We start from the raw sequence: 19,283 nt of genomic DNA, 5'->3' as shown, positions 1-19,283 counted from the left end.
TAGCGTTGAACTATAGGTCTTTTTTGGGTGTCGTGCTGTCTTTTGTCGTTGGCGTCTCTACCGTTACCTCTTCTTTAGCCAAAGGCACTGAGCGTTTTTGCTTCACAAGCTCAGGAGTATTGTCTACTGCGGCATCACCTTTAACCAAGTCCACATAATTGGCAGACGCCAGTTGCATGTTGGCCTTTTCATCGGCAATGACTGGCTTGATTGGCATTTTTCTCAATCGTGTTCTTGATCAACTGCCAAATAAAGCCCAATACAAGCCCAACTGAGAATACTACCAAGATCGGTAATAGACTGCGCATTGCTAAGCCTGGCTCTTTCATTAAGATACCGTAAATGACCCCGATACTAGCAGGCGCCACTTCACCGGTATTGCCAGCAGCAGACCCTGGTGCCAGTAAGATTGAGAATACGGCTAGCCAGCTCATACCACCTATAGGACTTGGCAATACTCTAACGATCAGTAGCCATAATAATAGGACGATTACGGAAAATCCGACATAGGCATACAATGGCAACATATCCGGTGGCACATCGGCCACAAAGTTACTCCACCAAATCGTCAATCGGCTTACTTTATCGCTGATTTCATCCAGCGGCAAATTAATAACAATATTGCGTAACCATTCCATGCAATGCTCAATCTAAAAGTTAATTAAAATTAAAGTACACTTACTGCTCAAACATACCGAGACAGTAATAGATCATATTTTAGTTCGCGTATTCTACCATGACCGAGGCAATAATAAACCAAATCACAGCCTGCGTAATCGCTCGTAGTGGCTCAGTTAGGATTACCCTACGTGTGAATATCACACCACGAGTATCTATTTTAAATGTTTTCTACAACAATTGAAAAAGTTAAATTTATCTATCAGTCATAACGCTTGTCTTGCGCATCTTTCATACGGGCTTGAGCCTGTGCCAACAATACGTCTGATGGCGGAGACTGTACAAAATAGCCCTGCGATTTTAATTTTTCGATCACCTCATTTTTGTCGACTCGGGCCAGCTTCTTAGTCTCTTCCAAATCTAAATGCATCAAAAACTTACCTTCGCCCAAGCTTTTGCGTAACTCTTTTGGCAATACCCCTAACCAATCCTTAATTTTATCGGTGTCATTAGGATAGTCAGGTCTGGCAATATAAACGTACATTTCGCTGTGCTTGGGGAATTTATAAATATCACAATGCATTAGAGGTTACCTTTTATATCTGTTATTGGTTTGTAGGTCTGTTATTGGTTCAGGTGCTTACAGTTTATGAGCACTAATTATGAGTTATGAGCACTAATTATCAGTACTAGGTACGTAAACACAAAGCCTGTAAAACTAAGTACTTAGAGAATAAATGTTCAAAGACTAAGCACGCTGTCCTATTCTATAACTGACTATATAATACAGTACCACATTAATAAAGTTGCCCATAATAACGAATATGCTAATAAAATCAACGCAATACAAAACATAAAATCGTTTTGCTTAGGCTAACTCCCTCACTTTAACTGAGAAATCCGGCTTTGTTGGGGTATTTTTGACGATAAAACCCTTATTTGCACACGGTTTTGCAGCTATAAGCCTAATACTGAGAATTTGTGACTTGTAAAATAAGTTCGCACCTTTCATAATAAGGGCGTTTTTCAGGAGAGCGCAGTGGCCTTTTTGACCCCATATGGTTATTAAACTAGGGTTATTAAACTCGACTGCCACCGAAGGCGTAAGCACCCTGCCAATCGCTCAGGTAACCGGACTGAATGACTCATTAACCCACCGCAGGCTATTATAGCCTTGTATGGAAGGGTCTATACCTTATGTTGAATACACAACAAAGGTAGGACAACGATGACAAATCTGGAGAGTGGTATTCACTTCATATAAAGTCGCTCTTAATATAAAGGCGTTTTATATAAGGTGTTAAATACCCACCGAAGGGGAAAAGATATTTTATAGCTTGGTAATTTTAGTAGGTTATTAACTGCTAGGTTAATAACTATTAGTACAAGTTGTAGATATCGAAAATCTCAGGTAACAGGACAGATGGGGCAAATAAGTTAATCGAGACCTCTTGTCAGTTTAGTACACCGTTTACTTCTTTTATCTTTTATTTATAGATAGGAGAAGCTTGGCGTGTTAACTGTCAATCGAGTTGACTCGTAGGCTTATTTGCCTTTTTTTTGTGCTTATTTTAGACACAGTGGATGTTAAGGTATTGGTTCTTGGTAGTAATTTATCATGTTAATACGCTGTAAATATGCCACCCTGTGACTATACATACTACGGTTGACATACTTCGGTTGCTATCAACTCTGTATAACCAAATTCTTAATTTAATTAGTTATTACCCTTTGAGATACTTTTTATTAACCCCTTTTGTCACTCACCACAAGGACTTGTCATGACTACATTACAACGCACTCCCTTTTACCAGTCTCACTTAGATAACAACGGTAAAATCGTTGACTTCTCTGGTTGGGAACTTCCTATTCATTATGGCTCTCAAATCGATGAGCACGAAGCGGTTCGTACCGATGCTGGCATGTTTGACGTGTCACACATGGTAATTACAGATATCGAAGGCAGTCAGGCCAAAGCTTGGTTACAGAAGTTATTGGCAAATGACGTTGCCAAACTTAAGACTGTGGGTAAAGCTCTGTATTCAGGTATGTTAAATGAAGAAGGCGGCATCATTGATGACCTAATCGTTTATCTTATGAATGAAGAAGAAACTCAATACCGTATCGTTTCTAACGCCGCAACTCGTGACAAAGACTTGGCTAACTTCAACAAAGTAGCCGAAGGCTTTGAAGTTACTTTAACTGAGCGTCCAGAGTTGGCTATTTTAGCCATTCAAGGTCCTAATGCTGTCGCTAAATTAAAACAAGCAAAGCCAGCTTGGTCAGAAACACTAGAGGGTCTAAAGCCATTCGTTGGTGCAGATTTGACTGACATTGAAGCCAATGACTGGTTTGTGGCCCGTACTGGCTATACTGGTGAAGACGGCGTTGAAGTTATCTTACCCGGTGACAGTGCTGAAGAATTCTATAAGCTTATGCTAGAGAATGACATCAAACCTGCCGGCCTAGGTGCTCGTGACACCTTACGTATGGAAGCGGGCATGAACTTATACGGTCATGATATGGACGACACTATTAGTCCTTATGAGTGCAACATGGGCTGGACTTTGGCCCTTAAAGATGACCGTGACTTCGTAGGCCGTGATGCTCTTGTGGCCAAGCGTCAGCAAGCCAAAGATAATGGCACTGCTATGAAGCAAGTGGGCTTATTGCTTGAGACTCGTGGTGTCCTACGTGAAGGTATGACCGTGACTATCAATCAAGGTACCGACAAAGAAACCACAGGTGTTATTACCAGTGGTACTTTTTCACCTAGCTTAAAGCAGTCTATTGCGATCGCTCGTATTCCTGCAGACATTACTGATGAAGACAAGGTACAAGTAGACTTACGCGGTAAAGGTAAGTTTGTCGATGTCCGCGTCTTGAAGCTACCTTTCGTGCGTAATGGTGAAAAACAGTTCGATTAATTGTTAATAATTTTTTTATCATTAGAATTTTTATTGTACTGTCTTTTATTCAAACCTTTAAAACAACATTAATCTGACAGGATAGGCCGGTTGATAAAGCAGAAACTCTGATGTTTTCTACTAAAAATCCGGCCTATACTTTGCTATAGTGATTAAGTTTTATAGCGTTACGATTTTATTGAATTAAACCTTTAACGTAATTGGATATTCCGCCTGATTGAGTTTAAGTTATAGGTTTAACTTATAAGCTGGATATCAAATTTGCTTTTAACCCACCCCCTCTACCTTTTTGGAGAAATTTATGAGTAATGTTCCATCAGAACTAAAGTATGTTGCTAGCCACGAGTGGTTACGTATGGAAGACGACGGCACTATCACTGTCGGTATTACTGACCATGCTCAAGAAGCGCTTGGCGATATCGTATATGTAGAGCTTCCAGATGTGGGCGATACAGTAGCGGTAGATGACGAAGTTGCTGTTGTAGAATCTGTAAAAGCAGCCTCAGACGTTTATGCCCCTATCACTGGTGAAGTTGTGGCCATCAACGAAGCGCTTGAAGATGATCCTGAAGTTATCAACACTGACCCATACGGTGAAGGTTGGATGTACCGCATCAAGCCTGACAACGCTGATGACTTTGATTCATTATTATCTGCTGAAGAGTATCAAGCTGACCTTTAATTAACAGAATTGTCTCTTTAATAGGGCGTGAACGGCGTTGTTTCATCTTTGAGGCGACGCTTACTTATTTTCACCCTTATATCATTACCTATTTAGGGATAAATATGTTATGTCACAACAAGACCAAGGAAGTCCTACCCCCACCCAAGAGACTAAAACAGATCAAGGTGTTGCTATGCAAGATATTAGATCATCAAAGAATTTAGCCGCCTTCACAGAGGTAGTTGAGTCTCGCCGTTCGGTAAGACGATTTACTGATACCCCTATTCCAGATGATGTGCTGCGTGACTGTTTGCGCTTGGCAATGCTTGCTCCCAATTCAAGCAACTTACAGCCTTGGGAGTTTTATATTATTGAAACGCCAGACAAGCGTAGCAAAGCCAACAAGATTTGTATGAATCAAAATGCTGCCAAAACAGCGAACAAGCTAATCGCTGTGGTTGCGAGAACCGATAATTGACACGACCATGCCAAGCAAAATATTCGAGAGTACCCAGACGGTGTAGCACCCAAAAAAGTGCGTGACTATTATGAAAAAATTGTCCCTCTAGACTTTTTACGTGGACCTGCCGGCGTGATATCAGTCGCCAAATGGGCGCTGACTCAAGCAGCCCGTCAGGTTAAAGGACCGGTCAAAAGCCCTTATTATACGTTTGAAGATGTCAAAAACTGGGCAACAAATAACGCGGCCCTAGCTGCCGAAAATTTAATTTTGGCATTACGTGCTCACGGCTTTGACAGCTGTGCCATGGGCGGTTTTGATGAACCGGCCTTAAAAAAACTGCTTAAGCTGAGTGATCATCATCATGTGGTGATGATGATTGGTGCAGGAGAACGAGCCGACAATGGGATTTACCACAGCCAATTCCGTTTCGATTACGATCAGTTCGTTAAACGGGTTTGATTTTCTCAATGACGCTTACTTAAGTAACACTTACTAAATATTAAAAGTATTGAACAACATTTAATTTGCAAAGGATATGCTAAGAATGACAAAACAGTCGCATGATGAGCCTCATATAGAAAGCCAAGAAACAGAGGGCCAAAAAAGCCATAAACCAAAATCAGGTAGCTTAAATGCACCTCATTTAGAGGCTTTTAAACAGGTAATTGAGTCACGCCGATCAATAAGACGTTTTACCGACACCCCTATCCCTGATGAGGTTCTTAAAGATTGTTTGCGTATGGCAATGCTTGCGCCCAATGCCAGTAATCTGCAGCAATGGGAGTTTTACGTTATTGATTCAGAAGAGGTTAAGAAAAAAGCAGTTAAGCTCTGCCTAGGACAAAACGCAGCCAAGACCTCTAGTCGATTGATAGCCGTTGTTGCCCGTACCGATAACTGGCGACAACACAGCAAGCAAATTATTAAAGAATATCCACAACAGCCGGTACCGGCGAAGGTTAAGAGATATTACGAAAAGCTTATTCCACTGGTTTATACCCAAGATCCAATTAATGCGCTAGCCGTGGTTAAATGGGGGTTTGCCACCGTACATCGCAAAGTTAAAGGTCCCGTAGTCACGCCCTACTACACTCAGGCTGACCAAGTAAAATGGACACTTAGCAATACGTTTTTAGCGGCTGAGAACTTAATGTTGGCGCTAAGAGCATACGGATTTGATAGCTGCCCAATGGGCGGATTTGATGAACCAGGTATGAAAAAACTACTGGGCTTAACCCGTCACCACCACATTGCCATGATGATTGGTGCGGGTGAAAGAAGCGACAACGGTATTTACAATGAACAATTTAGGTTCGATTACGACCAATTTGTTAAGCACGTTTAATTTAAAAGTTTTACAACCGGTACGACAATTGCCAGTTTAATCCGGCTTCACGGTTTTCACGTTTGTTGATAGAAAACCCTAGCCACATGTTTGATTTAACAATTAAGGACTGCCATGACCTCACAAAACACACACTCTAACCTATCTTTTGACGGTCTATTTGACGAAGCGCGCTTCGTTGCTAGACACTTAGGTTCAGGTGCTAACGATCAAGCAGAAATGCTTAAAGCGGTTGGCTATGATGACATGGATAGCTTTATTGCTGATACCGTGCCTGAAGCTGTACGCATGAACCGCGAGTTAGACCTGCCAAAAGCCATGAGTGAGCACAATGCTCTGGCCAAGCTACGTACTATGGCAGATGACATTACCGTGAACAAAAGCTATATCGGCCAAGGCTATTCACCAGTACGTATGCCAGCGGTTATTCAGCGCAACATCCTAGAAAATCCAGGCTGGTACACCGCTTATACGCCTTACCAAGCTGAAATCTCACAAGGTCGTCTTGAAGCTTTATTAAACTTCCAACAAGTTTGTATTGACCTTACTGGCTTGGAATTGGCCGGTGCCTCACTGCTTGATGAAGCCACTGCTGCCGCTGAAGGTATGGCAATGGCCAAGCGTGTTAGCAAAAGCAAATCAAATCAATTCTTCGTCGATGAGCGCGTTTATCCCCAAACTTTAGACGTTATTCGTACCCGTGCCAAATATTTTGGTTGGGACGTTGTGGTTGGCGATTTTGAAACTGCCAAATCAGGCGATTTCTTCGGTGCGTTATTCCAATACGTTGGCCGTGAGGGTGACGTCGTTGATTTAACAGACGTAATCGCCACAGTTAAAGAGAACAAAACTTATGCCCTAGTGGTCAGTGACATCATGAGCTTGGTGTTATTAAGATCACCAGCTGCTATGGGTGCTGATGTGGCTTTAGGTAGTACTCAACGCTTTGGTATCCCAATGGGCTTTGGTGGTCCACATGCGGCCTACTTTGCTTTCTCTGATAAAGCAAAACGTTCAGCTCCTGGTCGTATTATTGGGGTTTCAAAAGACGCTCAAGGCAATACTGCCTTACGTATGGCACTACAAACTCGTGAGCAGCACATCCGCCGCGAAAAAGCCAACTCAAACATCTGTACTTCTCAAGTATTGTTGGCCAACCTAGCTGGTATGTACGCGGTATATCATGGCCCTGAAGGTCTAAAACGTATTGCTACCCGTATTCATGCTATGGCCACTGCTTTCAGCGATGTTATCAAAGCAGCGGGCGGTGAATTAAGCGTTATTCATGATCAAATCTTCGACACAGTGTTAGTAGATTGTGGTTCTGAAAGATTGGCCACTCAAATCTATGAAAATGCAGAAAATGTGGGCTATAACTTATGGCGTGAAGGCGACAGCAAGCTTTCTGTTTCTTTCTCTGAAATCAGTAACTCAGCAGATTTTGAAACCTTAACTCAATTATTTACCAACAAAGCTGAAGCGTTACCTAGTGAAGCCAAAGTGTCTTTAAATGATGCGGTTCTACGTACTGATGCCATCTTGACTCATCCTGTATTCAACTCGCATCATACAGAGCACGAGATGCTACGTTACATGAAAAAGTTAGAAGACAAAGACTTGGCCATGAACCGTAGCATGATTTCATTGGGCAGCTGTACCATGAAATTAAACGCGACTAGTGAAATGCTACCCATTACTTGGAACGAGTTTGCTAACGTGCATCCTTTTGCTCCACAAGACCAAGTAACCGGCTACGTGGCAATGATTGAAAGCTTACAAGAGCAATTAAAAGCCATCACTGGTTTTGATGATATTTCAATGCAGCCAAACTCTGGCGCATCAGGTGAGTATGCAGGTCTTCTGGCCATTCGCCGCTATCATGAGTCATTGGGTCAAGCCAACCGTGATGTGTGCTTAATCCCTAAATCTGCTCATGGTACTAACCCAGCGACCGCTCAAATGATGGGCATGAACGTTGTGGTGGTTGCCACTGATGAAAATGGTAACGTTGACCTAGACGACCTAAAAGCGAAATGTGAAGAGCATAGCGAAAACTTAGGTGCGCTGATGATCACCTATCCGTCTACACATGGTGTGTTTGAAGCCGGTATCCGTGATATCTGTGACTTAATTCACAGCCATGGTGGTCAAGTGTATATGGACGGCGCCAACATGAACGCTCAAGTGGGCATCATGCAGCCTGCAGAAGTCGGTGCTGACGTACTGCACATGAACCTGCACAAAACCTTCTGTATTCCTCATGGCGGTGGCGGTCCAGGTATGGGCCCTATTGGTATGAAAGCTCACTTAGCGCCATTCAAAGCCAACCATAGCGTGACTCCAGTGTTTAATGCGACACAAGACACTACTGCGGTCTCAGCAGCCCCTTATGGCTCAGCCAGCATCTTACCTATTTCATGGATGTACATCACCATGATGGGCCGTGATGGTCTGCTACAAGCCACCAAGACAGCCTTGCTAAACGCTAACTATGTGGCAAGCCAGCTACAAGATGATTATCCTGTACTTTATACCGGTAAGAATGGCCGTGTGGCGCACGAATGTATCATTGATATCCGTCCGCTTAAAGAAGAGACCGGTATTACTGAGGCTGATATCGCCAAGCGTTTGATGGACTATGGTTTCCATGCACCAACTATGAGCTTCCCAGTAGCCGGTACACTAATGATTGAGCCAACAGAGTCGGAAGCCAAGCACGAGCTTGACCGCTTTATCTCTGCGCTGAAATCTATTAAGCAAGAAGCGCTTAAAGTGAAAGAAGGTAAAGACGGCTGGACGGCTGACAATAACCCATTGGTTAATGCACCTCACACAGCGTTCGTTATCACTAGCGATGAGTGGAACTACCCATACAGTCGTGATACTGCTGCGTTCCCATTAGACTACATCCGTCAGCATAAATTCTGGCCGACCGTCGGTCGTATCGATGATGTGTATGGCGACAAAAACCTAATGTGTAGCTGCCCAAGTATAGAAAACTATATGTAGTCTTTAGCTTCTAACTTTATACAAAGTGCTAGCTAAATAGACAAGTATGAAAAAACCTTCAGGTCCTAGGACCTGAAGGTTTTTTTATGGCCAACCATGCAGAACATACAGTTAACAGTTACTGTTAATGTCTTTTTTAACTATATCTACTAAATTTTTAACCGTAATTACTAGATTTCTAACAGCAATTACGAGCAAACTGTATTACTGTACAATAAAGCGGTGAATATCAAAAAGCTATTAGCCATAGATAGCCATTAGCTTAGCAACACCGCAAATGTGCCGAACTTACCATAACCACTGCCAGGAGTTAACCTTGTCTCAATCTCAGCCCTTATCCCACTCATCCGTGAAAAGCGCTGATCGCCCTTTTGTGGTATTAGTACATGGACTGCATCAAAGCGCTTGGGTCATGAGCCCTTTGGCCAAGCAACTTCAAAGCAGAGGCTTCGCCACTTATCAGCACAATTATCATAGCTTGCGAGACAGTATTGAACAGCACAGTATCAGTCTCAATGCTTGGCTGAGTGACAACCATAACCCTGCTATCCCGATTAATTTAGTCGGTCATAGCTTAGGCGGATTAGTAATAAGAGATTTTATTTCACGTTTTGCACAGTGGAAAATAGCACGCTGCGTAACGCTCGGCACGCCGCATAATGGCAGTACCACCGCTGAGTACGTCAATAAGCTGGTCTCTCCTTTAGTGGGAAACGCTTATAAACAAGCCTTGGATGGGCAAAGTGCGCCATTGAAGGAAGGGGTTAGTTTAGGAGTCATCGCTGGCAACTCCCCTTATGGCTTAGGTCAATTAGTACTGAACTATCATAAGAAAAAATCTAAGCTTGCCCACCCACAGTGTGAGCATGACGGGACGGTCTACGTTTTCGAAACCCAACTGGCCGAGGCCACCGACCATATCATTCTTCCTGTCTCGCATACTGGGATGTTAATTAATCAAGTGGTCGCAGAACAAACCGCTTATTTCCTCGACCATGGCATGTTTAAGAGACGCTAAATGAACCTCCTACTCTTTTTCATATGGATTTTCATATTTAGAGCTATGCAAAGGCGTAAACTATAGCAATGCTAAAAGTTCGTCTATAAGTGTAAGTTCAGTGACAGGTATGATCTAGCTGAGCTTAGAAGTTTTAGAAGCTAGATCTCATCATCCTCTTGTTCCATACGCATACCGTCTTGTAATGCTTGTTTATGACTGGTAATTAAAGGAATTAAAGTCTGCATCACCCATTCTTTACGCCAACCCTTTAACCCTTCTGGCATCTGCTCGATAGGCAAATCATAAGCCACAATCTCATACAAGTGAGACAGCCATTTTTTGCGCATCAGCACATTGGCCGGCACTCCAGTCTCCGCCTCATACTCTTTTATGGCTTGGCTGACAGCTTTTGAGACCGTTTTGTCTTTAGAACGATAAGGAGGGAACACTCGAGCAGGCTGTTCCTCAACTGGTAAGGTCCGTGCTTTATTAATAATATCAATCAACTCTTCACCATATAGATGAATCATACTACGATGCATGGTGGTTTTTTGAGTCAGTTGTTTGACGCTTTTTGGAAATTCAACCACCACATCGCGTACCGCTTGTTTCTTCAAAATAAAGGTTTTTGGTTGATTGGTAGCCCGTGCTAAAGCCTCTCGCCAACTGGATACAGCTTGTAATACTGCCATTTGCTCGCCGGTGTAGCGAAAATCTGCCATGGCCAAATAAGTGGCATCATCTTCAATATTAGCCGCCTCATAAAGCTCTTTGGTATACAACTGACAATCCTCAATGACCTTGTCTAGTAGACTTTGCTTAGTCAGTTGCTGCTGTAAAATGTCATATAAATTAAGCAGATAACGAACATCATCGATGGCATAAGACTCTTGCTCATGGGTCAAAGGTCGTGCTAGCCAATCTGACTGACTCTCCCCTTTTTCTACGTGAACGTCAAGCTCTTGACTCAAGGCTTGCTGATAACCCATTTGTAGCTGACCGGTTAAATAAGACAATGCTATTTGAGTATCAAAGACATTGGTTAAGGCAGGGCTTTCAGATAGTAGGTAAAAAATACCCAAGTCTTCACCGCAAGCATGCCATATCATCAGTGGCATCTCTTCTAACACCACCCAAAACTCGGTCAAATCAAGTTTTGGGGCATCAATCAAGTATATACACTCACCGGTATTGATCTGCACTAAGGCCAATATCGGAAAATAGGTACTGCGTTTAATAAACTCGGTATCTAAAGCCACTCTGTCTCTGGTTTCTAAATCATCAAGGCAAGCCTCTAACGCCTCAAAGTCTGATACCCAATGTACTGGCAAATCAGCAGAAGCTTCTAAGTCTTTTTTTATAGCTGCCATATCAATCAACTTACTGCTGTCATAAATAGAGGCTTTATTGGGTACTGAAGAATCATTAGTTGCCGAATCTTTTGATGAGCGGTCTGTGGATACCTGAGTCATGGAAATCTTCTTTAGAGTTAGAATTACAATGGGAATTAAAAATACAATGGTTAAAACACCATCACTAAACCGCCATTAAAATAAAGCGGTCAAAATGCAGCTATTTAAGTAAAACCTTTTAAGCTTAAGAGCGATTCTGTAGTGCCTGAGACAATGTCATACTGTCCAAATATTCAAGCTCGCCGCCCATCGGAATACCTTGAGCAATACGGGTCACTTTACCCACATGACGACGCACCGCTTCAGAGATAAAGTGTGCTGTGGTCTGACCCTCCACCGTGGTGCTGGTCGCCAATATCAGCTCCTCTACAGGAGAGGCCTTAACCCGACTGACTAGCTGATCAATATTTAGATCATCAGCATTAATACCATCAAGTGGCGATAAATGACCGCCTAACACGAAGTAGCGACCCCGATATCCAGCAGATTGCTCAATAGCCATGACATCTGCTGCGGTCTCTACCACACACAGTACTTGGTCATCACGTCTGGGATCCAAGCAAATCGGACAAACCTCGTCATCACTAAAAGAGTGACATTGACGACACTCAATAATATCGTGCATGGCAATGTCCAAAGCTTGAGCCAACGCTGACCCTTGCGGTCTTTTTCCATTAAGCAGGTGCAAGGCCATACGTTGGGCTGTCTTTTGACCCACTCCTGGTAGCACTCGCAACTGCTTAACCAAATTATCAAATTTTTCGGTTAACAATCAATCACCTTCTTTATGTACAATTTTTATTTTGTGTGCAAAATCTAGTAAGACCCTAATACTAATAAAGGTAGCTTCACTCTAGACAAATACGTCATTCATTATGAATAAAACTTTGGCCTAATCATTGTCATTATAACGCCTCACTATAATCACATAATGACGAGAAAGTAGCTAAAAAATAGCTTAAAACAAAAATGGGGGGTAATTGACTCATTACCACCCCATTACTAACACAAATTTGTAATAAATTTTTATCAGGCTATTGGATTAACCGAATAGACCTTGCATACCTGGTGGTAAACCCATACCGCTGGTCGCATTTGCTAAAGTAGTCTCAGATAATTCGTCTGCTTTGGTTACTGCTGCATTGATAGCCGCCGCAATTAAGTCTTCGATTAAATCTGGCTCATCTTCTAAAAGACTTGGGTCAATAGACAAACGTTTTACCACATGACGACCAGTCATGGTTACTTTTACTAAGCCATTACCTGCTTCTGCTTGAACTTCTTTGTCAGCCAATTCTTTTTTTGCTTTTTCAACATTAGCTTCCACTTGCTTTTGCATCGCTTGTGCTTGTTGCATAAGTGCTTGGATATTCATAGTTACCTCATCAGTAATTTTAATTTATATTGGATTTATCTGGTAATCGGCTATTTTGTTTATTGATGACAAAAAGTCTGCTTAAGTCATTATCGAACATTCTGCCTTTAGCAATCAATTTTAAGCCATCTATGTTAAACAATCATAATAACCCAAAAAACATAGGCCTCATTATACTGATATCTGGGAGGAGTGTCTAAGGGGTTATGTTGTTGACGTTAACTTAAGCTGTCTAACCCACGAGCCAAATCTTTGATGATGTCATCGACATCTTCCAAGCCAACAGACAATCTTATCAGCGCATCAGTCACGCCAGCTTCGGCTCGAGCTTCAGCAGAAATTCTAAAGTGAGTGGTGGTTGCTGGATGAGTGACTGTGGTCTTCGCATCGCCTAAGTTATTGGTAATAGACACCATTTGGGTGCTGTCGATAACATGCCAAGCGGCAGACTGTCCGGTGTGATTGCCCACGGCTTTAACCTCAAAGCCCATAATTGCCCCATAGCAATTCTGACGATGGTGCTGACGTGTGGCTAATTCATGCATTGGGTGACTTTTTAAACCTGAAAAATGTACTTTTTCGACATTTGGATGGTTTTGTAAAAACTCTGCAATTTTATTGGCATTGTCACAGTGGGCTTGCATACGTAAATTTAAGGTCTCAAGACCTTTGATAAATACCCACGCATTAAAAGGACTCAAGCTAATCCCGCCTGAGCGAACCACGACGAAGGCTTGCTGCATTAACTCATCACTGCCCACTAAAGCGCCGCCCAAGACTCTGCCTTGACCATCAATATATTTGGTTGCTGAATGCACTACGATATCGGCTCCGAACTCTAGCGGTCTTTGAATCGCTGGCGTTGCAAAACAGTTATCCACTGCAAATAAGGCACCATGGGCATGCGCGATATCACCAATTGCTTTCATGTCCGCAATCTGGCCTAATGGGTTGCTTGGGGTTTCACAAAATAACAGGCGAGTATTGGGCTGCAGTGCTTGTTCCCAAGCCTGATTGTTAAAACAGTCAACGTAGGTGACGCTAACCCCAAATTTGCCCATAAAATTGTTGAAAAGACCGACTGAAGAGCCAAACAGTTGCTTGGCAGCCACAATATGGTCGCCTTGCTTTAGATAAGCGAGGCACATGGTCAATATAGCACCCATACCAGACGCTGTGGCTACCGCACGCTCACCCCCTTCTAAAGCGGCTAAACGGCGTTCAAAGGTGCGAACCGTGGGATTGGTATGACGTGAATAAACGTTACCGGTTTTGGCCCCATTAAAGTGAGCAGCTGCATCCGCTGCAGATTGATAGACATACGAGCTGGTAGTATAAATAGCCTCACTGTGCTCGCCTTCATCACTTCGATGTTGACCTGCTCGTACGGCGATGGTCTGCATCGCATAATCTTGACTCAAATCTAGTACGTCATTGGTCCAGTTATCATCTAACTGATTACTTTGAGGGTTGGCAGCGCTGGTTACTGAATTACTGTTTTGGTTGTCATGAGTCATATTAGTATCTATTATCGGTTATGAAATATTGAAGGGAAAATTTAACGGTACGTTTTAACTTAAACTTGGTTTTAAGCATAACGGCTTAAATCAGAGCTATGTGTTGAATTTATATATTAAATTTAGGTAAACAAAGTTATTTTAGCAATATATTAATATTTTTTTATTGTTTTTAGCTTTCTATTCTAGGCTAAGGCTATTCTATTTTTAGATTAACACAACCTTTAAATCCTGCTATGGAGTATAAAAATGACCACCACTAACCCAATCACTCACTCAGCAACTGATTCAAACTCTGACCAATCTCCTTCTACTCAGCCAAAATCTGCGCAACCTAGATCTGTCAGTTTTTTAGGTCTTGGTGCCATGGGTCACCATATGGCAAAACACTTGGTTAACAGCTTTGATACTGTCATGGTCTGGAACCGATCTTTTGATAAAGCTGAAACCCATGCCGCAGAATTTGGTACTTTGGCGGTTAGTTTAGAACAAGCGGTCATGGCAGACGTTATTTTTTCCTGCCTACCGACAAGCAACGTGGTAGATGACATCATCGATCAAGCCCTACCTCATTTGTCTGCCAATACTGTCTGGGTAGACTGCACCAGTGGCGTGCCAGAGCAAGCCAAAGCCAGTCAGGCCAAACTTAAAGCGGTAGGTTGTGAGTTTTTGGATGCCCCGGTGTCTGGACAAACGTCGGGCGCGGACAGTGGTACGTTGACAGTAATGGTTGGCGGCTCAGCCGACGCTTTGGCTTATGCCAAACCTGCCATTAACTGCTTCGCTGGACTTATTGTCCATGTGGGTGATTCAGGGGCTGGCTTTGCGGTAAAAGCAGTGAACAATACTTTGTTTGCAATCAATGCTTGGGCGGCGGCTGAAGGCTTATCAGTGCTTAAAGCACATGGGGTGAATCCTTCAGATGCGCTGGCCTGTATCAACAAAGCCAGTGGTCAAAGCTTTGCCACCTTAGCCACTCTCCCTGATCGTATTGTCAATCGTGCTTTTCCCAAGACTTTCACCATAGATTTAATGGCCAAAGACTGTGGTATTGCTATCGATTTACAAACTGAAAAGCAAGTACCTACTCCGGTTATGGCACAAGTGGCCAGCTTAATTCGAGCCGCGAGTAATCAGAATCAGCCTGGCGATGCTGACTTTTCAGAATTTGCTAAATTTTATGAAATGATGAGTGGTATTACCATTCAAGACGAGTAATATGCCAAGTAAAATAAATGATACGCTAACTCGTAGTTTAAGAGATAAAACATAGCGTTTTGTTAAGCAAAATAAACACAAAATAGGAGGGTAGATAACACTGTCACCCTCCTATTTTCATAAACATTTCAGCAACTTTAATGGGCTGTAAATTGAGGTAAAATATTTTTATTTTATACCCCTTAATTTGCTGTAATTTGTGACTGACCGTTACAGTCCATTTTTAATTAAGCGTATTTAAATAAAGGTCTTGAAATTTGAGCGACATTCTTGTTATTCCGCCCACCGAAGATATCGAATCCAACTCTGCTTCTGCTTCATATTTGCAGCGAGCCAGACGTGGGCTAAGTAATCTATTGCTAAGCACTAATGCCATAAAGAATAAAATCATAAGCACCAATGCTATAAGTGCTAAAGATATAGATACGAATAATATAGAAGTTAACAACCCTGATTCTGAGGTTAAAAATACTGAGATTAAAAATATTGAGATTAAAAATACGGAAGCTATAAACAGCTTGTCTGTAAACAATGACATTATAAAGACGATGCATGACAAAGCAGTTTCATTTCATAACCATCATGGTATAACCACAAAACTTATTGCGTCTGGCTTTTTAGCGATATTCTTGTCGGCTTGTAGCACCCTACCTAAAACCCCTCATGTGGCCAAAAGTATTCAACTTACCGAAGCCATTAACCGCCATTATACCAATAAGAAAACTCAAACTAGTTCAGATACTACCCATAGTTCTGAAAACGTTGATAGCTCAACGTCGCCACAGTCAGAGTCTCAAAGAAAAGCTCAACTAGCACAAGCCGTCTCTCAACAGAGTAGCTTACACCCCAACCTATCTGGTTACCATCCTATTGTTACTGGTGCCAATGCCTTTGCTGCACGCAGTGTGCTAACAGATATGGCGACTGAAAGCATCGATGTCCAATATTATATTTGGCACAATGATCAAGCAGGTCAGCTATTGTTAAAACAGCTGTGGCAAGCGGCTGACCGTGGGGTTGTGGTTCGTCTTTTGTTGGATGACTTTAATAATAATGCCGCTTTAGACAAGCATTTATTACGCTTTGCTAGTCATCCTAATATTGCAGTACGTCTTATTAACCCCATGTCTTTTCGTAAATTTCAAACGTTAAACTATTTTACCGATTTAAGACGTATCAATCACCGTATGCACAACAAAAGCATGACGTTTGATCGTCATCTAAGTATTGTGGGCGGCCGCAATGTGGGTGATGAATATCTGAGCAACGATAAAAACAGCCAGTTTGCAGATTTAGATGTGCTACTCATAGGCGATGTGGTACAAGACATTAATAATAGCTTTGAGCAATATTGGCGCTCTCCTATTTCTTACGATATAGAAACTTTAGTCAAGAAAAATAATACTCAGTCCGGCGCTGTATTATCCAAAGATTCAAAATCGAATACTGAAAACTTTATTGCCAGTCTAGACAAAATACATCCAGACACATCAGGTGCTAACATTGATGGACTTAAAGTGTATAATCAGGCTCTAAAAAATTCGACCATTGATAATGATTTAATTCATCAGCAAATACCCTTTCGTTGGGCACCGATAACTTTTTTAAGTGACGATGTCGAAAAGCTGCTAAAAAATACGCATCCTCAAGCGCATTTGGTTTTTCAGTTGAGAGACTTATTAGGTACGCCTACTAAGAACTTATCGATTGTTTCTTCCTATTTTGTGCCCACTAAAGATGGGGTTAATACCTTAATTAAGCTTGCACATCAAGGGGTAAAGGTTAGAATACTCACCAATTCTTTTAATGCTACTGATGTGTCTGCTGTACATGCAGGTTATGCTCAGTGGCGAATTCCTTTACTGCAAGCAGGTATTGAAATATACGAGCTAAAAGCCACTGCCTCCAAAGAGGATAGAGAAAATAAACTGTGGCGTGCCCGTTCACAATCTTCGACAAGCCTTCACGCTAAAGCCTTCGCTGTAGATGATCACAGTGTATTTATTGGGTCCTATAATGTTGATCCTAGATCCGCCAATATTAACACTGAGATGGGGGTAGTTATTGAGGATGCTGAGCTGGCTCATAAGCTACATGTTGCCATTACTGATGACCTACTTTATCAAGCTTATAAAGTTGTGTTAACCGACCAAGGCCGTCTGCAGTGGCAAACTTTAGAGAACCATCAACTTGTTAAGTTTGATAAAGAGCCTGATATTGATTTGATAGACTCATTATGGATTAATCTTATGTCTTCTATGCCTATTGATTGGCTGCTATAACCCATTGAAACACAAGACTTTAGGGTCGCATGAAACATTCTTTTCCCTAAATTAAAATTTAGGTAGCCCCATTAATATTTATTACGCGATACGATTACTATGCCTTTTGTTGCCCTGTCAGATTCATCAAGTTCAGTTTCGCCAAAGCAGTTAATGATCATTTGTGCTAGTAACGCTGTTACCTACTTTGATTTTTTAATTTATTTGTTTATGGCTGACATTATTAGTACCACTTTCTTCCCGGTCAATGATGATCCGCTATTAGCGAAGCTGCAAGCCTTAGGCTTATTTATTGCCGGTTATATCACTCGGCCTATTGGTGCTGCATTACTCGGTCGTTATGCTGATGTTAGAGGCCGACGACCGGCTTTATTATTTAGTATGTCCTGTATTGCAGTGACGGCTTTGGTGACCGCGTGCTTACCTACTTATGCGCAAGTCGGTATCTTAGCGCCTATTTTATTTTTTATAGCACGAATGGCTCAGGGTATTGCCTTTGGTGCCCATACCCCTCTGGGTTGGGTCTATATTGCAGAGCATATTAATAAGCGAAACCTAGCCACTTTTTTAAGCTTTGTAACCGCAAGTTTTATGCTAGGAGAGCTGGGATCGAACTTACTCTTTGAAGTGATATCCTCTACTCACACCCAAGCTGAATTTGTTGAAAGTGGTTGGCGCATTCCTTTTGTTTGGGTAGCCATGCTCAGTTTCATTGTCCTACTGTTGTTACAAACTTTAAATGAAACGCCTATCTTTATTAATCAACAAAAAAGACAAAAATTTGTACCAAAACTATCTGAATTAGCGCCGATGCTAAAAAGATACAATGCCATATTTCTAGCCTTAATGCTCACTTTTATCATCAGTAGCTTGACTATGGTGGTGGCACTATTGTTACCTCAACTTATCTCTATGAGATTTAGTGTGGACGAGTCGATGCTTAGCTTTTCAAATAACTTAGGTTTGTTATTTATGATAATTGGTTGTGTCTTCTTTGGCCTAGTTGCTGATAAGAGTGGCACTGGAAAAGCAATGATGATAGGGTCCACTGCATTAATGCTGCAAGCTTTAGCCTTCTACTATCATTTGGAAAACGATGGTGGGGCCTTTATTTTATTCATGTACGCAATTTTGGGTTTCTGTACCGGTATTATTAGTTTAGGGTCGGTCATTTTAGTACAACTGTTCCCTACTGAAGTTAGAGTTACCGCAGTCTCTCTAACGTACAACTTTATGTATGCCATTGTCGGTGTGAGCTTGCCTGTGGGTCTGGGCTATGCGACTAACTTGGTCAGTTTCTCGCCTGCCCTATACATAACCTTCGTGTGTATCGTTACCTTTATTATTGGTCTGTATGTATATCGCTTACCAAAATTTAAAGATTTGGATGAGTCAATTAAGTTATAACTTTTGTCTTTCGCTTTTTTCTTCAATTTATATACTTAGGATATCA

The 19,283-nt window shown here is 41.9% G+C and carries 15 protein-coding genes, 1 pseudogene and 2 riboswitches; of the genes and pseudogenes, 9 read left to right on the top strand and 7 right to left on the bottom strand.

Translation table 11 applies throughout. From position 1 onward, the window contains the following. Positions 1-10 precede the first annotated feature (10 nt). The 3 genes from LK453_RS08450 to LK453_RS08440 all read right to left on the bottom strand — a co-directional run bounded on the left by LK453_RS08450 (position 11) and on the right by LK453_RS08440 (position 1,201). Positions 11-217: a hypothetical protein gene (locus LK453_RS08450; RefSeq protein WP_227674343.1), complete on the bottom strand. Its 207-nt coding sequence runs from the start codon at positions 215-217 to the stop codon at positions 11-13. Then, positions 189-638: a hypothetical protein gene (locus LK453_RS08445; protein ID WP_227674344.1), complete on the bottom strand. Its 450-nt coding sequence runs from the start codon at positions 636-638 to the stop codon at positions 189-191. The genes LK453_RS08450 and LK453_RS08445 overlap by 29 nt, the downstream gene beginning before the upstream one ends. A 242-nt stretch (positions 639-880) precedes the next feature. Further along, positions 881-1,201: a YcgL domain-containing protein gene (locus LK453_RS08440; RefSeq protein WP_007395357.1), complete on the bottom strand. Its 321-nt coding sequence runs from the start codon at positions 1,199-1,201 to the stop codon at positions 881-883. A 434-nt stretch (positions 1,202-1,635) separates the two neighbouring features. Next, a riboswitch (glycine riboswitch) is annotated at positions 1,636-1,767 on the top strand. A gap of 78 nt (positions 1,768-1,845) precedes the next feature. Then, positions 1,846-2,051: riboswitch (glycine riboswitch) on the top strand. 348 nt (positions 2,052-2,399) lie between these two features. On the opposite strand from LK453_RS08440, the gene gcvT reads away from it, so the two are divergent. From gcvT to LK453_RS08410, 6 genes and pseudogenes are all read left to right on the top strand, one after another. Then, positions 2,400-3,545 (top strand): glycine cleavage system aminomethyltransferase GcvT, encoded by a 1,146-nt coding sequence (gcvT, locus tag LK453_RS08435; RefSeq protein WP_201535197.1) that lies wholly within the window; start codon positions 2,400-2,402, stop codon positions 3,543-3,545. A 301-nt stretch (positions 3,546-3,846) separates the two neighbouring features. Beyond that, positions 3,847-4,227 carry a glycine cleavage system protein GcvH gene (gene gcvH, locus LK453_RS08430; protein ID WP_007395359.1) on the top strand — a complete coding sequence of 127 codons (381 nt, stop codon included), beginning with the start codon at positions 3,847-3,849 and terminating at the stop codon, positions 4,225-4,227. 109 nt (positions 4,228-4,336) lie between these two features. Further along, positions 4,337-5,131 (top strand): annotated as a pseudogene (locus LK453_RS08425) (nitroreductase family protein). Between the two features lie 85 nt (positions 5,132-5,216). Next, positions 5,217-6,017 carry a nitroreductase family protein gene (locus LK453_RS08420; RefSeq protein WP_201535200.1) on the top strand — a complete coding sequence of 267 codons (801 nt, stop codon included), beginning with the start codon at positions 5,217-5,219 and terminating at the stop codon, positions 6,015-6,017. 114 nt (positions 6,018-6,131) lie between these two features. Beyond that, the gene (gcvP, locus tag LK453_RS08415; RefSeq protein ID WP_201535203.1) at positions 6,132-9,026 is read left to right on the top strand and encodes an aminomethyl-transferring glycine dehydrogenase; all 2,895 of its coding nucleotides are present in this window, start codon (positions 6,132-6,134) and stop codon (positions 9,024-9,026) included. Between the two features lie 316 nt (positions 9,027-9,342). Further along, positions 9,343-10,044: a serine aminopeptidase domain-containing protein gene (locus LK453_RS08410; RefSeq protein WP_265088885.1), complete on the top strand. Its 702-nt coding sequence runs from the start codon at positions 9,343-9,345 to the stop codon at positions 10,042-10,044. A 140-nt stretch (positions 10,045-10,184) separates the two neighbouring features. Here LK453_RS08410 and LK453_RS08405 read toward each other — a convergent pair whose 3' ends face one another. From LK453_RS08405 to LK453_RS08390, 4 genes are all read right to left on the bottom strand, one after another. After that, on the bottom strand, positions 10,185-11,498 hold the full coding sequence (locus LK453_RS08405; RefSeq protein WP_201535212.1) for a ribonuclease D: 1,314 nt from the start codon (positions 11,496-11,498) through the stop codon (positions 10,185-10,187). Between the two features lie 124 nt (positions 11,499-11,622). After that, on the bottom strand, positions 11,623-12,210 hold the full coding sequence (gene recR / locus LK453_RS08400) for a recombination mediator RecR (protein ID WP_201535214.1): 588 nt from the start codon (positions 12,208-12,210) through the stop codon (positions 11,623-11,625). A gap of 270 nt (positions 12,211-12,480) precedes the next feature. Beyond that, the gene (locus LK453_RS08395; protein ID WP_007395367.1) at positions 12,481-12,813 is read right to left on the bottom strand and encodes a YbaB/EbfC family nucleoid-associated protein; all 333 of its coding nucleotides are present in this window, start codon (positions 12,811-12,813) and stop codon (positions 12,481-12,483) included. A 218-nt stretch (positions 12,814-13,031) separates the two neighbouring features. Beyond that, entirely contained in the window at positions 13,032-14,330 is a 1,299-nt protein-coding gene (locus LK453_RS08390) for an O-succinylhomoserine sulfhydrylase (RefSeq protein WP_007395369.1), read from the bottom strand. A 249-nt stretch (positions 14,331-14,579) separates the two neighbouring features. Here LK453_RS08390 and LK453_RS08385 point away from each other — a divergent pair, with 249 nt between their 5' ends. The 3 genes from LK453_RS08385 to LK453_RS08375 all read left to right on the top strand — a co-directional run bounded on the left by LK453_RS08385 (position 14,580) and on the right by LK453_RS08375 (position 19,237). After that, positions 14,580-15,548, top strand: a complete 969-nt coding sequence (locus LK453_RS08385; RefSeq protein ID WP_007395370.1) for an NAD(P)-dependent oxidoreductase — start codon at positions 14,580-14,582, stop codon at positions 15,546-15,548. A 257-nt stretch (positions 15,549-15,805) separates the two neighbouring features. Further along, positions 15,806-17,830, top strand: a complete 2,025-nt coding sequence (locus LK453_RS08380; RefSeq protein ID WP_007395371.1) for a phospholipase D family protein — start codon at positions 15,806-15,808, stop codon at positions 17,828-17,830. Between the two features lie 99 nt (positions 17,831-17,929). Continuing rightward, the gene (locus tag LK453_RS08375; RefSeq protein ID WP_201541564.1) at positions 17,930-19,237 is read left to right on the top strand and encodes an MFS transporter; all 1,308 of its coding nucleotides are present in this window, start codon (positions 17,930-17,932) and stop codon (positions 19,235-19,237) included. Positions 19,238-19,283: the final 46 nt, after the last annotated feature.

Origin of the sequence: Psychrobacter sanguinis (genome assembly GCF_020736705.1) — a bacterium.
Lineage (GTDB): Bacteria > Pseudomonadota > Gammaproteobacteria > Pseudomonadales > Moraxellaceae > Psychrobacter > Psychrobacter sanguinis.
Note: the sequence above shows the minus strand (reverse complement) of the source record. Positions and strands in the feature narration are given on the sequence as shown.